Annotated in this window: 20 protein-coding genes; 6 read left to right on the top strand and 14 right to left on the bottom strand. The window is 70.3% G+C overall.

The window, feature by feature from the left end:
* Positions 1–37: 37 nt before the first annotated feature.
* Complete coding sequence (locus tag ABZ671_RS00470) at positions 38–274, top strand: hypothetical protein (RefSeq protein WP_357848907.1); 237 nt, start codon at positions 38–40, stop codon at positions 272–274.
* Positions 275–276: 2 nt separating this feature from the next.
* Here the strand turns inward: ABZ671_RS00470 and ABZ671_RS00465 are convergent, their stop codons facing one another.
* From ABZ671_RS00465 to ABZ671_RS00420, 10 genes are all read right to left on the bottom strand, one after another.
* Positions 277–480, bottom strand: coding sequence for a hypothetical protein (locus ABZ671_RS00465; protein ID WP_357848904.1), 204 nt, complete (start codon positions 478–480; stop codon positions 277–279).
* Positions 477–905: a DUF3307 domain-containing protein gene (locus ABZ671_RS00460; protein ID WP_357848900.1), complete on the bottom strand. Its 429-nt coding sequence runs from the start codon at positions 903–905 to the stop codon at positions 477–479. Before ABZ671_RS00460 ends, ABZ671_RS00465 begins: the two co-directional genes overlap by 4 nt.
* The gene (locus tag ABZ671_RS00455) at positions 898–1164 is read right to left on the bottom strand and encodes a hypothetical protein (RefSeq protein WP_357848897.1); all 267 of its coding nucleotides are present in this window, start codon (positions 1162–1164) and stop codon (positions 898–900) included. The genes ABZ671_RS00460 and ABZ671_RS00455 overlap by 8 nt, the downstream gene beginning before the upstream one ends.
* Before the next feature lie 313 nt (positions 1165–1477).
* Entirely contained in the window at positions 1478–1702 is a 225-nt protein-coding gene (locus ABZ671_RS00450) for a hypothetical protein (RefSeq protein ID WP_357848894.1), read from the bottom strand.
* 29 nt (positions 1703–1731) lie between these two features.
* Positions 1732–2031, bottom strand: a complete 300-nt coding sequence (locus ABZ671_RS00445) for a hypothetical protein (RefSeq protein ID WP_357848891.1) — start codon at positions 2029–2031, stop codon at positions 1732–1734.
* Positions 2031–2309, bottom strand: a complete 279-nt coding sequence (locus ABZ671_RS00440) for a hypothetical protein (protein WP_357848888.1) — start codon at positions 2307–2309, stop codon at positions 2031–2033. Before ABZ671_RS00440 ends, ABZ671_RS00445 begins: the two co-directional genes overlap by 1 nt.
* Entirely contained in the window at positions 2306–2566 is a 261-nt protein-coding gene (locus ABZ671_RS00435; protein ID WP_357848886.1) for a hypothetical protein, read from the bottom strand. Before ABZ671_RS00435 ends, ABZ671_RS00440 begins: the two co-directional genes overlap by 4 nt.
* Positions 2567–2681: 115 nt before the next feature.
* Positions 2682–3524 carry a hypothetical protein gene (locus ABZ671_RS00430; RefSeq protein ID WP_357848883.1) on the bottom strand — a complete coding sequence of 281 codons (843 nt, stop codon included), beginning with the start codon at positions 3522–3524 and terminating at the stop codon, positions 2682–2684.
* A gap of 364 nt (positions 3525–3888) precedes the next feature.
* Positions 3889–4212, bottom strand: coding sequence for a hypothetical protein (locus tag ABZ671_RS00425; RefSeq protein WP_357848880.1), 324 nt, complete (start codon positions 4210–4212; stop codon positions 3889–3891).
* The gene (locus ABZ671_RS00420; protein WP_357848877.1) at positions 4209–4502 is read right to left on the bottom strand and encodes a helix-turn-helix transcriptional regulator; all 294 of its coding nucleotides are present in this window, start codon (positions 4500–4502) and stop codon (positions 4209–4211) included. Before ABZ671_RS00420 ends, ABZ671_RS00425 begins: the two co-directional genes overlap by 4 nt.
* A 214-nt stretch (positions 4503–4716) precedes the next feature.
* Here ABZ671_RS00420 and ABZ671_RS00415 point away from each other — a divergent pair, with 214 nt between their 5' ends.
* Positions 4717–5136, top strand: coding sequence for a hypothetical protein (locus ABZ671_RS00415; protein ID WP_357848874.1), 420 nt, complete (start codon positions 4717–4719; stop codon positions 5134–5136).
* Here ABZ671_RS00415 and ABZ671_RS00410 read toward each other — a convergent pair.
* Positions 5133–6479, bottom strand: coding sequence for a tyrosine-type recombinase/integrase (locus tag ABZ671_RS00410; RefSeq protein WP_357848871.1), 1347 nt, complete (start codon positions 6477–6479; stop codon positions 5133–5135). The genes ABZ671_RS00415 and ABZ671_RS00410 overlap by 4 nt on opposite strands.
* Positions 6480–6922: 443 nt before the next feature.
* Complete coding sequence (locus ABZ671_RS00405) at positions 6923–7186, bottom strand: helix-turn-helix domain-containing protein (protein ID WP_357848869.1); 264 nt, start codon at positions 7184–7186, stop codon at positions 6923–6925.
* 352 nt (positions 7187–7538) lie between these two features.
* Between ABZ671_RS00405 and ABZ671_RS00400 the strand changes: the two genes are divergently transcribed.
* From ABZ671_RS00400 to ABZ671_RS00390, 3 genes are all read left to right on the top strand, one after another.
* On the top strand, positions 7539–7805 hold the full coding sequence (locus ABZ671_RS00400) for a hypothetical protein (protein WP_357848866.1): 267 nt from the start codon (positions 7539–7541) through the stop codon (positions 7803–7805).
* 141 nt (positions 7806–7946) lie between these two features.
* On the top strand, positions 7947–8723 hold the full coding sequence (locus tag ABZ671_RS00395) for an HAD-IIB family hydrolase (RefSeq protein ID WP_357848863.1): 777 nt from the start codon (positions 7947–7949) through the stop codon (positions 8721–8723).
* A gap of 153 nt (positions 8724–8876) precedes the next feature.
* A complete protein-coding gene (locus ABZ671_RS00390; RefSeq protein WP_357848861.1) occupies positions 8877–10670 on the top strand; it encodes an adenylyl cyclase in 1794 nt (597 codons plus the stop codon).
* A 92-nt stretch (positions 10671–10762) separates the two neighbouring features.
* Here the strand turns inward: ABZ671_RS00390 and ABZ671_RS00385 are convergent, their stop codons facing one another.
* Positions 10763–11356, bottom strand: a complete 594-nt coding sequence (locus ABZ671_RS00385) for an ATP-dependent Clp protease proteolytic subunit (protein WP_357848858.1) — start codon at positions 11354–11356, stop codon at positions 10763–10765.
* 126 nt (positions 11357–11482) lie between these two features.
* On the bottom strand, positions 11483–12067 hold the full coding sequence (locus ABZ671_RS00380; protein WP_357848855.1) for a helix-turn-helix transcriptional regulator: 585 nt from the start codon (positions 12065–12067) through the stop codon (positions 11483–11485).
* A gap of 146 nt (positions 12068–12213) precedes the next feature.
* Between ABZ671_RS00380 and ABZ671_RS00375 the strand changes: the two genes are divergently transcribed.
* Entirely contained in the window at positions 12214–13230 is a 1017-nt protein-coding gene (locus ABZ671_RS00375; protein WP_357848852.1) for a potassium channel family protein, read from the top strand.
* Positions 13231–13308: the final 78 nt, after the last annotated feature.

The following is a 13308-nucleotide window of genomic DNA, read 5'->3' as shown; positions in this document are numbered from 1 at the left end:
GTGACAAGTTGCAACACGATGCGGCATACTCGCCGGCATGACTGAGGACGCCGCCAAGAAGGCCGCGATGGACCGGCTCCGTCGCGCTGCTGCCCGCGTCCGCAGGCACGAGGCCGAACGCATCGAGCTGGCCGAGGCGATCGTGGACGCCCGCCGGCTCGACTGGCGGCCGTCCGAGATCCAGGACGAGGTCCCCTACGACCGGAACCACGTCGGCCGGATCCTCAAGGCAGCCGGGCTCACCAGCCCGCGCGGTCAACGCGACACCGACTGACGTCACCGGTCGCTCCGTTCCCGCTGTCGCGCCTCGGTGGCATGCCGGCCCGCCCCCAACATCCCGAGGCCGAACACCGCAACCCCGAGCGCATAGACGTGGAACCCGGCCACCGGCACCACCGCCCCCGGCAGCCCGGCCGCGTCCAACCACACCCCGCCCGCGATCAACGTGAGCCCGGTAGCGATCCGGTCCGTGCAGTTCACGACCCACCACCGGCCACCACCAGCAACGCCGCCACGAACAGGCAGGCGATGTGCAACGACTGGTCCGCCAGGTAGCCGCCGGGCAGCGGCGTCTGCGAGGCGGCGAAGTCGCGGGAGCCGGTGTGTTCGAGGATCCAGCGGACCGGCCACCGCCGGTCCAGGAACCCGTGCGTCACGGCGGAGAACCCGAGCCCTACCGCGCTGCCGGTAACAGTCAATGGCACGCCCACGGCGGCCAAGCCGGCGAGGGCGGCCACCATGCAGGCGTGGTAGCCGACCAGGTGACCGGCCATCGCCCGCACACCCAGCCAGCCCGGCAACGCCTTGTGGTTGGCCTGCCAGTCGGTCTGCACAATGTGGTCTCCGAGGTGATGCCCGGCGAACAGGGCGCAGAACACAGCGGCGATCACGGACGCGTCAGCCACGGCGACCCCGGCCCGTTTCGGCCGGGCGGCGCGGCATCCCCTGATGGGTGTGGTAGCCGTGCCGCCACCCCCACCGGTACGCCGACACCGCCCGGCACAACCCCCACCCGACCAGCGCCAGCAGGTCCAGCCCGTGCAACCGCAACGCGAACAACACCGCCGCGAGGACGAACAGCAGCCACGACGCCTTCCGCCAGCCCAACGCCGACCGGCGGGCCTCACCCGGCGTGTACGGCAACCGCACCCCGCCGCCGCTCACGAGTCACCCCGCTGCCGCTGCCGGGGAATCACCACGGTCCGATCACGGTCGGCACGCTCGGGCAGGACCGGGTACAAGCTGGCCGGCTCATTCCACGCCGGAGGCGGTACCGGCCGGGCCGGGCGAACAACCCGCGCCGGCCGGTGAGGACGCACCCCCCGGTGCGCGCCGACCAGCCACGCCCGCCGGCCACGACCCCGCCGCGTGCGCCGGACCCACCGCAACACCCGACGCCCAAGCAGAACGGCACCGCAAACAACGACCATGCAGGCACCCACCACATAGCAGGCGGTCGCGTACCGGATGACCATGCTCAGCACGCGATTTCCCCTTCGATGACGCCACGGTGCCGGCCCGGCGGCGTATACCCGGCCGGCAGGGCAGCCGTGCCGGCCCACACGCGGGCGGCGGCGAGGATGCGCGCGTACTCCACCTCAACCGGGATACGGGGCGCGTCCCGCTGTTCGTCGAGGGCGCCGAGGCCCTGCCACACGACCACAAGCAGGCCAGCGGCGGCGGGCACGATCAACCAGAGCATTGGTACGGGAAGCCTCTCGGGATGGCGGGTTAGGCGGCGGCCGGGTAGGCGGGCCGGGCGGGATCAGAGCCGTCGTAGACCCGCCGGCCAGTGCTGGCCGGTCGCGGGACGGCCGGGCGCAGCAGCCTCGGGGCCGGGGCGGTAGGGGCGGGCCAGCAGTCGGGGCAGGGCACGCAACCCATCCCCACCGCGAGAGCGGTAGGGATGGTGCACAACCAGCTACCGCAGCCGGACGGCGGAACAGGCCGGTGGAAGGCGACGCGGGGCACGGCGGTGTGCGGCACGGTGACGGGGTCGAGCGCGGCCAGGCCGACCGGGTAGCCGGCCATCACAGCCACCCGTGGGCGGCGAGCCCGAACCAAATCAGACCGGCGGCGACCACGACCACGACCACGATGGGCCCGAAACGTGCGACGGCCTCACCCAGCAGCGACGTCGGCTGAACCTGGCCGTCCTCGTCCCTGTCCAGGTCCAGGTCCAGGCCGTCCACGGCGAACCCCGCCATCTGGGCCTCGCCCGCAGCCGGGGCCGCGTTGACCTCGAACACCCTGGTCACCACGCGGCGCAGCCGCCCGGTCACACCGACCCGCCGCAGCCGGGCGCTCACGCCGCCGCTCCCATGCTCGCGGCAAGCCGCTCGGCGGCGGCGATGTCAACGTCCAACACGAACGGGATACGCCGCAGCTCGTCCGGCTTGTCGGTGCCGTACATGGCGACCAGCTCGGCGGCGGTCGGCGTCAGCCCGGTCATCATCTCGACCGGCACGCCGGCGTGGGCGGCGGCGATACGCGGGTCGTTCCACTCCTCGACCGACAGGGTCCTGCCGCCGGGGTCAGTCGGGAAGGGCTGTAGCTTGGTGTCCATCTGGAACCTCCTCGGTAGCGCTAGCGGGTTTCCGGGTCAGCCCCCGAGCCGGGTCACGGCCGGCTGCGGGCACGGGGTGAGGGGTGGACGGCTGTGAGGCCGTCCACCCCTCGCGTCACTTCGGGATCGGGATGTTCGCGGCGGTCCAACCGCCCTTCGGCGCTTGGAGCTTGGAGATACGCGTGCCGGCCCGGAAGTGGTTCCAGGCGAGCACCGCGAACCGGAACGCATCGTCCGGGTGCATTTGCCGGCCGTCGCTGTTCATGGCCCGCTGCAACTTGCGCTGCAACGCCAGCGCCGGGTCACCTTCCTGCAACCCCACGCTCTTGATGAGCTGGTCGACGTAGAACCGCTCCGCGCCGGGCACGTCCAGGCTGGCGCACAGGTGGTAGGCCGACGCGACAGCGGACGGGGCCGCCGGCACCGCCCCCCGGCTCATTTGCGCGACCTGCACCGCCCGGCGCAGCTCCGGGTGATCCTCGATGTAGACGAGCACTTCCGCAGGCGTGACATAGCCGGCACCACCCTGCGTGGTGACACCCCGCTCCCAGCGGACGATCCTGCGGGCGATTGCGGCCAGAGCAGCCGCCCCCGGCTCGCCACGCAGACTCAGGGCGTCCGCCATGGTGCGGGCCGCGCCGATGTCGACCGTGTCCTGCGCCTCGGGCGGCAAACCGCGGACGACAACGAACGGGGCCGTGACACCGGATCGGGCGACGGCGGCGAGGCGGTGCTGCCCGTCGAGCAGGACCCCATCGATGTCGAACTTCAGGCTCTCGCCGTTGAACATCCACCGTCCGGCGGTCATGTCGCGGGCGTAGGCGGCAACGCGGTGCTCACGTATGTTGCGGTTGCTGATGTTGTCGTCCGCCAACCAGCGTTCCGCCTGGTTGGGGGTGACGTGCTCGACCTGGGAAGTCGGCCCGGTCTGGGCTTGGGGTGGTGCGGTGGTCGTCATGTACGCTCCTTTTGGATCTCTGATTCACTGGCCGTCCCGCGCAGGGGACGAGTCATCGAACGGGCCGCACCGTCTGGGTTGCGGCCCGTTTCGCGTTTCAGGGCGGGCCTGTGTGGGGTGGGGGTGCCGCCGTCCGACAACGGCACCCCCACCCATCCCCCCAGGTGTGTGGTCTGCGCCTGCCCCGACCGGCCAGAGGAGGGACCAGTCGGGGCTTCACCTGCCGCTGGGGGGCGGCGGTCAGCCGGGCGTGCGGCCTCACCCGGTACCAGCGGGTGGCTGTGGCCCGGACCGGCGAGCGTCGACGCATCCGGTCCGGGCTCCGACCATGTGGCCGGAGACTGTGCGGGGGTGAGCGGGCCGGTCACGCGACACGCCGCCCTGTGCGGGCGAGCATCCGCCGGGTCGCGGCCCTAGCGGCGGCGAGGTCGTCGTCCACCGCCGGGACAACCTCAACCGGCTTGGTGGCACCGACCTGCCGGGCGGCGAGTAGCTTGCGCACCTGAGGCGGGTACATGAGCCGGTGTCGCTTGATGGTGCCGTCGCCCTTGGTGGTGTGCTCGATGGTGCCGGCGCGGCAGCCCCGCTCGATCGACCGCAGGGACAGGCCGGTGATGGCGGCGACTTCGGGCAGGGTGAGCGGCTGGTCGTCAGCCATCTCGGACAGGGTGAGCGGCTGGTCGTTCATGCGGCCGGCTCCAACACCGCCGCCTGCTCGCGGTCCTGGTCGACGGCGTTGACGTACTGGCGGATCTCGCGGTCGCAGCGGACGAGGCCTGCGTTGAGGCCGAGTACACGCGCCCATGCGTCCATGACGACGGCGGTGGTCTGCTTGTAGCCCAACTCGACGTTGTTGACGTGCTGGGTGCTGATGGCAATGCCGTGGGAGCGGATGCCTTCGGCTAGCTCCTCAAGGGTCAGCCCGCGCCACTCGCGGAAGGCCCTCAGGCTTACCTGTGGTGGGATCCATCGTGGCATAGCGCCATCTTGCGCCAGGCAGCGCTAGAAAGCAAGGGAAAGGCTCCGTTTCGACTGTTGTTGCCCGTGCCGCATGTCCGTTTGCCTACGGAGGGTGGCTACAGCAATACTCACGCCTGTGGATGGTGTCCCGAGAAGTGGTCAGGTAAACAGACAGCCGCACGTCGGCCCCGGCAACTGGACCTTTCCGAACCTTTCCGCAAGGATGGGGCCCGTGGCCCACGACCCCTCAGACTGGCAACGCCTCGGTCGACACGTCGTACACCGCCGCGAACAACTCGGACTCACCCAAGCCGCCGTCCACCACGCAGGCGGCCCATCCGCCGCAACCCAACGCGTCATCGAAAACGGCAGCCAAACCAGCTACCGAGGTGCCATCCTCCGCTCCCTCGAACGGGTCCTCCAATGGCCCGACGGCACCATCGACAACATCCTCAACGGCGCCGAACCACCCTCCGCAATGCCAGCAACCCCGCTCGCCGACCTAGAGCAGCTAGAACCCGAGCTACGCCACCACGCCTCCGACCCATACCGGTCAGAGGGAATCCGGGCATGGGCGCGCTCACTGCTCGACCAGATCGACCAACTCAGGAAAGCCGCGCAACAGGAAGACGAGGACCGCGAGGCGTCCTAAGCCGCCTCGTCCTCGACCATGGCCCGCCGCGCGCCCAGCTCATCCAACCTCGCCGTGTATCCCCGGCCCTCCCACGCGTGCCCGTAAATCGTGAGCGTGGTCAACGGCGACGCGTGCCCCAACCGGTTCTGCACCTCATGCAACTGCCAGCCCGCGTGGATCAACTCCGACGCGTGCGTGTGCCGACCATCATGCAACCGCGGCCTACGCCGCAGCAGCCCCGGGCAGCCGCACGTCGACACCTCATCCGGGCGCAGCTTCCGGCGTGGACCCCGCTTCGGCTTCGGCGGCAGCGGCGGCGGGTGCTCGTCGCAGCGCATCGCCGCCGCTACCGCCGGCTGCCAGTGCCGCCGGTTCAGGTTGTTCTCCGCCCACGTCGGCTCTGCGCCCTTCGTCTTCTTCTTCCCCGGGCACGGGAAGATCAGATCCCGGGGCCGCTTCCCCTTGCACCTGGCCGCGAGCACCTTCGCCACATCCGTCGACGTGGACACCGGACGGATCGACTTCGCCGACTTCGGCAGCCCGATCCGGCCGCCCTTCTTCAACGCCCGCCGCACCCGGATCTCCGGCTCGTCGCCCTCCACGGTCACGTCCTGGACCCGCAGCACCAGCAGCTCACCCAGCCGCAGCCCCGTGTTGACGAGCACGTACCAGATATCTCGGATCAGGGAGTCACAGGAGGCGTGGATCTGATCCACCTCCGACGGGGTCAAGAACATGCCCTCAAACGGCACCGGCTTCGGCAGGCCGACCCGGTTCTTCTTCGTCCCCGCAGGCCTGGCCGCCGGGTTGACCGGGATGAACCGGGGGACCGCCGCGCCGAGGACCATGTGCAGCACACCGTGCGCGCGTCGCACCGTGCTCGCCGAGATCGGACGGCCCGCCCGGTTCTTCTTGGTCCGTCCGACCCGCGACCCCTTCAACTGCTTGATCCAGACCCGGAGGACATCCTCCGTGATCTCCGACAGGTACTTGTGGCCGATGTACGGCAGCACCCGCAGCCTGAGCACCTGCATGTACCCGTCGAGGGTGTCCGCCTGGATGTCGTCCAGGCCGGGCGCGTCCGGGTTGATCGGTCGCCGGTCTGCCTCCCACATCTTCACCCACTCGGCGAGGGTGATGTCTCCCGATTTTGGGGCGTCGTCACCGAGGACGAGCCGCAACACCTCCTCGCGGGTGATGCGGCGCTCGTACGCCACGACGAGCTTCTTGGCCTTCTCGGCGAGCACGCGGGCGGCGGTCGGTGGGCCGGTGAAGGCGGCGGACTGGCGGGCCCCGTCTCGGGTGCCGCCGAGACGCCAGCACACACGCACGGACTTGGCCCGTTCTTCGATGCTTGCCACGTCCGGAACGGTAGTCCAGAGGCGTGCCCCCACGGGGGCACGAAATGGCCCTCCCGTGTCGTCTCGTGTCGTCCCGTGTCGTCCCGACACCCCCTCTGACCTGCGGTGGAGCACTCCGACGCTGATCAGCGGCATAATCGGGAACCGATTCCTAAACCGTGTGTCGCAGGTTCGAATCCTGCCGGGGGCACCAGGCCACAACCTTGATCAACGACAACTGCCCCGTCTGCCGGGGTTTGCGTGCCCGCTCCAGGCCCGATCGCCTTGGCACCCTCGCCCTGTCACGTCCAGGTGCTGAGCGGTCTCAGCGTCTCGTCCATCGACAGCACGAACGGTGGGTGTCCCACCAAACCAACGTCGCCCGTTTGCCGCCCGCCGGGAACCGCGTGCGCGACGAAGGGCACCGCCTGGACGGTGACCCCTCGTTCTGCTTTCGTCCTGGGCTACTTCAGGGTAAGCCGTTCACCATCAAAGTCTGCGACGATCTCCAACTTGCCGCCCAGGGCGCAGACGTACCGCTCGATGGTGCCGACCTCGGTGGCCGGCACCTCGCCCTTCTCGATCGCGGCCACCCGCGGTTGAGAGACCCCCATGCGCTCGGCGACCTGTTGCTGGGTCAGGTCGCGGCGCTCGCGCAGTCGGGTAGCACGCACCTCCGCGAGCATCCGCTCGGTGTGCTCGGCGACTTTGGCCTCGTCGAGGTTCATGCGGGAGCGAGTCTCCCGCCAACTGCGAGCCATCAGCGCTGTCCCTTCAACGTCCGAAGATGTGTGGCGAAGAGCCTGTCTGCTTCGAGGATGTTGGTCTCGTACCAACCCTTTCAGTTGCCGGCTTTGTTCCCTGCGACCAGCAAGATCGCAGATCGGGTGGGTCGAAGGCGAACAGACTGCACCTCGGCACGCCGGCATTGGCGTGCCCGAGCCGGCAAAGCGGCCAGGTCTGCTACGACGTTCAACGGATGGTGGACGCCGCCGGGGATGAGGAGCCGTGATGCAGGACGCCGCGTGGCACCGGAGGGACGTTGGTTGGTTCAGGTACGGCCGGCACCCGGAAGGCAGGGTGGGTGACTGGAAGATAACGCGGGTTCCGGAGGATCCGCCTTTAGTGATCTACCAGACTGGTGACGGTGGCTGGATCGTTGACGACGCACCTGGTGAGCAGCACACGATGCTGCATGGCCTGACCGGGGAGGAGATCCGGACGGCGCTTACGTTTGCTCTGGCTGTTGGGTGGATCGACGGGGATGCCCGGATCTCGTTCCGGGCCGCGCCGCAGTTGTGGACGGACGCTTCGGCGGAACGCGTGGACGAGGCAACCGCCGAGTGAGATCCCCGTACTCGTTGGCACGCCCGCTGCTACCCTGCGCGAGGAGGGGCTACTCAGCGTAACGCTCAGGGCTCGCGGCCGGCGGATGGTCACCATCGGTACCCTGCTAGTTGGCCTGCCCGCGAGACATGGTGGTACTTGATGAATGATCTTCGAGTGGTGGCGTTCGACCTGGACGACACCCTGGCTGTCTCCAAGTCCCAGATCGATGGTCGGATGGCGGAGCTTCTCGGCCACCTGCTGGGCGAGGTAGACGTCTTGATCATCTCCGGCGGCCGGTTCGAGCAGTTCGAGGCGCAGGTGCTGACCCACCTCGACCTCCCGGAGGACAAGCTGCGTCGGCTGCACCTGATGCCGACCTGCGGCACCCGGTACCTCCGCTGGCAGGACGGCGACTGGCGGTTGGTCTACGCCGAGGACCTGAGCGAGGCGGACAAGGCCCGCATCATCGCGGCGCTCACCGAGTCGGCCAAGGCGCTCGGCCTCTGGGAGGCGAAGACCTGGGGCGACATCATCGAGGACCGGGACAGCCAGATCACCTTCTCCGCGCTGGGCCAGACCGCCCCGCCCGCCGAGAAGTACGGCTGGGACCCGGACGGCAGCAAGAAGCGGCGGCTCCGGGACGCCGTGGCCGAGAAGCTGCCCGACCTGGAGGTCCGCGGCGGCGGCTCGACCTCCATCGACGTCACCCGCAAGGGCGTGGACAAGGCGTACGGCATGCGCAAGCTGCTCGAATGCCTGGACCTGAAGCACGACAACGTGCTCTTCGTTGGCGACCGGCTGGACCATGGCGGCAACGACTACCCGGTCAAGGCGATGGGCATCAAGTGCCACTCGGTGACCTGCTGGCAGGAGACGGCCGACTACGTCGAGGCCCTCGTCGACGGCCTGGTGAAGCGGCGCACCGAGCCCGCGTAAGGGAGCGACTTCCGGGAGCGGGGCCGGCTGACGGTTCCGGAACCGGCGGGCCCTGGCGTGGCGGGCGTCGATGGGATAGGAACAGGGCAACCGGCCGGAGAGTGCTCTCTTGGCGCTCGGTGGCCGTCCCGGTCCCCACCGACAGGCAGGCAGATGAGCTCACTCGACCCTTCCCGCCGCCGCTTCCTCACCCTCACCGCCGCCTCGGCCGCGTCGCTGACCGCCGTCGGGCTTCCCGCCTTCCCGGCCGCCGCCGCGCCCGCCCCCCGCCCCGACGCCACCGACCCCGACCTCGGCCCGAACGTCTTCGTGTACGGCCCATCCACCCCGACCGCGCAGATCCAGTCCACCCTGGATCGGATTTTCGCGGCGCAGGAACACAACGAGATGGGCACCAACCGGTACGCCGTACTCTTCAAACCCGGCCGGTACGAGGTCGACGCGAAGCTCGGCTACTACACCACCGTCGCCGGCCTCGGCACCCACCCCGACGACGTGGAGATCCACGGCGCGGTGCGGGTCATCGGCCAGCCCGACCCGAACTCGGCGGCCGGGATCTCCGCCCTCACCAACTTCTGGCGCTCGGCGGAGAACCTCGCCGTCACCCCGACCGACTGGTCAAACCAATGGGCGGTCTCCCAGGCGGCCCCGATGCGCCGGGTGCACATCAAGGGCATCCTCTGGCTGGAGCCGGGCAACGGCGGCTACTCCAGCGGCGGCTACCTGGCCGACTCCAAGGTGGACGGCATCACCATCAACGGGTCCCAGCAGCAGTGGCTGACCCGGGACAGCGAACTCGGCGGCGACTGGACCAACGGGGTCTGGAACCAGGTCTTCTCCGGGGTGATCGGCGCGCCCGCGCAGGGCTTCCCGGATCCGCCCTACACCACCCTGCCGACCAGCCCGATCACCCGGGAGAAGCCGTACCTCTTCGTCGACCTTGCGGGCCGGTGGCGGGTGGCCGTGCCCGGGCTGCGCCGCGACACTGCCGGCACCACCTGGGGCGCGGCCGCCCGGCCGGAGTCCTCGCTGCCGCTGTCCGACTTCTTCATCGCCAAGCCGACCGACTCGGCGAAGCGGATCAACCAGGAGCTGACCCCGGGCCGGCACCTGCTGCTCACCCCGGGCGTCTACCACCTCGACCGGGCTCTGCGAGTCAAGCACCCGGGCACCGTCGTGCTCGGCCTCGGCATGCCCAGCCTCGCCCCGACCACCGGCGACGCGGCCCTGCGCATCGAGGACGTGGACGGCGTACGCGTCGCCGGGGTGTTGGTCGACGCCGGGCCGGTCGAGTCGGAGGTGCTGGTCGAGGTCGGCAAGCGCAACAGCAACCGGTCGCATGCGGCCAACCCGATCTCGCTCCAGGATGTCTTCTTCCGGATCGGCGGCCCGTACGCGGGTCGGGCGGCCACCAGCCTGGTGGTCAACAGCCGGCACACCCTGATCGACAACATCTGGGCCTGGCGTGGCGACCACGGCAGGCCAGGCAGCACCGGCTGGGCCGTCAACACCGCCGGGACCGGCGTGGTGGTCAACGGCGACGACGTGACCGCGTACGGGCTTTTCGTCGAGCACTACCAGCGGTGGCAGACCATCTGGAACGGCGAGCGCGGGCGGACCATCTTCTATCAGAGCGAACTGCCCTACGACCCACCGAGCCAGGCCGCCTGGCGCAGCCCGACCGGCAAGGGCTGGGCCTCGTACAAGGTTGCCGACCACGTCCGCGAGCACGAGGCGTGGGGGCTCGGCGTCTACTCCTACTTCAACCAGAGGGTGGACATCCGCTGCGACCGGGCGATCGAGGCGCCCCGCCGGGCCGGGGTGCGCTTCCACGACGCGGTCACCGTCTTCCTCGACGGCAGCGGGGGCATCGAGCGCACCATCAACGAGGCCGGCACCCCGGTCGTCGGGTCGTACGGCACCAGCCCGTTGATCAGCTACCCCTGACCCAGCGCAAGCAGGGGCCCCTTGTTAACACCCGGCTGTTAACAAGGGGCCCCTGCTCTACCGCAGGCGTTAACAGGGGGCCCCTCCTTACGTCAGGCCGGGAGTTGTTCGGCGCGCACGATGACCTGGTCGATCAGGCCGTAGTCGCGGGCCTGCTCGGCGGTGAACCAGCGGTCCCGGTCCCAGTCCCGCTGGATCTCGTCCAGGGTGCGTCCGCTGTGCTGGGCGGTCAGCTCCTGCATGGTCCGCTTCACGTGCAGCATGTTCTCCGCCTGGATGGTGATGTCGGCGGCCGTGCCACCCATCCCGCCGGACGGCTGGTGCATCATGATCCGCGAATGGGGGAGCGCGAAGCGCTTGCCGGCCGCCCCGGCGCAGAGCAGGAACTGCCCCATGGAGCCGGCCAGCCCGAGTGCCAGGGTCGCCACGTCGTTCTTGACGTAGCGCATGGTGTCGTAGACCGCCATACCGGCGCTGACTGAGCCGCCCGGCGAGTTGATGTAGAGAAAGATGTCCCGCGCCGGGTCCTCGGCGGCGAGCAGCAGGATCTGCGCGCAGATCTGGTTGGCCGAGGCGTCGGTGACCTCGGTGCCGAGGAAGATGATGCGCTCCTTGAGCAGCCGCTCGAAGACCTGGTCGCCGAAGGACGGCTGCCCGCCGTCCACCATCCAGATGCCGTACCCCATGACCTGACCGCCCTCCGTGCCGCCGGTGGGCGTCGGACCGCCCGGCAACCGGCGGTCTCCAGCCTGCGGCGGCGGCCGGCCGTGGGGCCAGGGCTTCTGCCGCCGGCAGATCCGCCGTGGGCAGAACTACGCGGCGATCAGCCGCCGCCGGCCCGCCCGGGTCCGTCGCCGGGCCAGCGCGACCGAGGTACGCGGACGACGGCGCACGACCGGCGCGGACGGGATCAGCCAGATCCGGGTGCCCGTCCCGAAGATCGTCGACGACGCGTACCCGAGCCCCGGGCCGACGGGTGTCGGCGCGGTGGCCGGCAGCCGGAGTGTCCCGCCGAGCAGTGGGGTCGGGGCGGCCGGACGTCGGGTGACGTGCAGCCGTGGCCAACCGCCGACCCGCAGCTGCGGGCCGGTACGCGCGCCGCGCACCGCCGGTGCCCGCTCCAGCCGGGCCAGCTCCGGCCCGGAGGTCACCGGTGCCCGCCGTTCGGCCTGGCGCAGCTCGTCGCGGGCCTCCTCCAGCAGGTCGGAGAGGTGGATGCCGAGCGCGCGGCAGATCGCCGCCAGCACCTCCGAGGAGGCCTCCTTGCGCCCGCGCTCCACCTCTGAGAGGTAGGGCAGCGAGACGCCGGCCGCCTGGGCGACCTCGCGCAGCGTGCGGCCCTGCCGCAGCCGTATCCGGCGGAGCACCCCGCCGATCACCCGTCGCAGCAACGACATCCGGCCTCCTCGCGGTCGTCGTCCCGACGTCCCCCATCATGCCTGGTCCGGCGACACGGGAGGGAACCCCGACCCGAGCGGCCGGGCGGCGACGTAGGGGCTATGTTGTTGCACGTGCTGGCGACGGTGGCGGGGCGAGGCCGACGGTGATCCATTTTCCGGCGCACCGGCGGGCGCCGTTGAGTGCGCTCAGTCTGCGCCTGCTCAGCGCGCTGGCCCTGGTCTGTGCCACGGTGGCGGTGGTCTGGTTCGGCCGGGACGGTTACCACGACGGCAACAACGAGGGTCGGTTGACCCTCCTCGACTGCTTCTACTACTCGGTCGTCTCGCTTTCCACCACCGGCTACGGGGACGTCACCCCGGCCAGCCAGTCGGCGCGGCTGGTCAACGTCCTGTTCGTCGCCCCGGCCCGGGTGCTCTTCCTGGTCATCCTGGTCGGCACCACCCTGGAAGTCCTGACCGACCAGTACCGGAACGGCCGTCGCCTGACCCGATGGAGGAGGACCGTGAAGGACCACGTGATCATCTGCGGTTACGGCACCAAGGGCCGTAGTGCCGTCTCCGCGCTGCTGGAGAACGGGACGGACAAGTCCCGGATCGTGGTGGTGGAGCGGAACGGCACCGCGCTGCGGCAGGCCACCTCGGCCGGGCTGGTCACCGTCGAGGGCTCGGCGACCCGCTCGGCGGTGCTGGAGGAGGCACACATCCGCACGGCCAAGGCGGTGATCATCGCGACCGACAGCGATGACTCGTCCGTGATGGTGGTGCTCACCGCCCGGCAGCTCACCGCCGGCCAGGTCCGGATCATCGCCGCCGTACGCGAGGCGGAGAACGCGCCGCTGCTCAAGCAGAGCGGCGCGCACCACGTGATCGTCTCCTCGGCGACCGCCGGCCGGCTGCTCGGTCTCTCCACCTCCGCCCCGCCGCTGATCGAGGTGGTGGAGGATCTGCTCACCCCGGGGCAGGGCATGGCGTTGGCCATGCGCTCGGCTGATCGCGACGAGGTGGGCCGGTCGCCGCGCGAGCTGGACTCGCTGGTCATCGCCCTGGTCCGTCGGGGCCGGGTGGTGACGCTCGCCGATCAGGCCGGCGCCGAGATCGAGACCGGCGACATGCTCGTCTACGTCCGCGACGACCGTTCCACGCCCGCCGTCTCGATCTGAGCCGCCCGTCCCGCGACTGAGCCGCCCGATCGGGGCGGCGGGCCCCGCAACTTCAGGGAAGTTGCTGCCTTCCGGTGC

Origin of the sequence: Micromonospora sp. NPDC006766 (assembly GCF_040636055.1) — a bacterium.
Classification (GTDB): Bacteria; Actinomycetota; Actinomycetes; order Mycobacteriales; family Micromonosporaceae; genus Micromonospora.
The sequence above is the reverse complement of the archived record's forward strand: the minus strand, read 5'-3'. Positions and strand labels throughout refer to the sequence as shown.

Excerpts from the sequence above, each read along its gene's own strand:
- ABZ671_RS00390 (WP_357848861.1), top strand. The coding sequence starts at position 8,877 with ATGAGCTCACTCGACCCTTCCCGCCGCCGCTTCCTCACCCTCACCGCC.
- ABZ671_RS00405 (WP_357848869.1), bottom strand. The coding sequence starts at position 7,186 with ATGAACCTCGACGAGGCCAAAGTCGCCGAGCACACCGAGCGGATGCTC.
- ABZ671_RS00420 (WP_357848877.1), bottom strand. The coding sequence starts at position 4,502 with ATGCCACGATGGATCCCACCACAGGTAAGCCTGAGGGCCTTCCGCGAG.
- ABZ671_RS00470 (WP_357848907.1), top strand. The coding sequence starts at position 38 with ATGACTGAGGACGCCGCCAAGAAGGCCGCGATGGACCGGCTCCGTCGC.
- ABZ671_RS00435 (WP_357848886.1), bottom strand. The coding sequence starts at position 2,566 with ATGGACACCAAGCTACAGCCCTTCCCGACTGACCCCGGCGGCAGGACC.
- ABZ671_RS00430 (WP_357848883.1), bottom strand. The coding sequence starts at position 3,524 with ATGACGACCACCGCACCACCCCAAGCCCAGACCGGGCCGACTTCCCAG.
- ABZ671_RS00380 (WP_357848855.1), bottom strand. The coding sequence starts at position 12,067 with ATGTCGTTGCTGCGACGGGTGATCGGCGGGGTGCTCCGCCGGATACGG.
- ABZ671_RS00385 (WP_357848858.1), bottom strand. The coding sequence starts at position 11,356 with ATGGGGTACGGCATCTGGATGGTGGACGGCGGGCAGCCGTCCTTCGGC.
- ABZ671_RS00445 (WP_357848891.1), bottom strand. The coding sequence starts at position 2,031 with ATGGCCGGCTACCCGGTCGGCCTGGCCGCGCTCGACCCCGTCACCGTG.
- ABZ671_RS00450 (WP_357848894.1), bottom strand. The coding sequence starts at position 1,702 with ATGCTCTGGTTGATCGTGCCCGCCGCCGCTGGCCTGCTTGTGGTCGTG.
- ABZ671_RS00395 (WP_357848863.1), top strand. The coding sequence starts at position 7,947 with ATGAATGATCTTCGAGTGGTGGCGTTCGACCTGGACGACACCCTGGCT.
- ABZ671_RS00425 (WP_357848880.1), bottom strand. The coding sequence starts at position 4,212 with ATGAACGACCAGCCGCTCACCCTGTCCGAGATGGCTGACGACCAGCCG.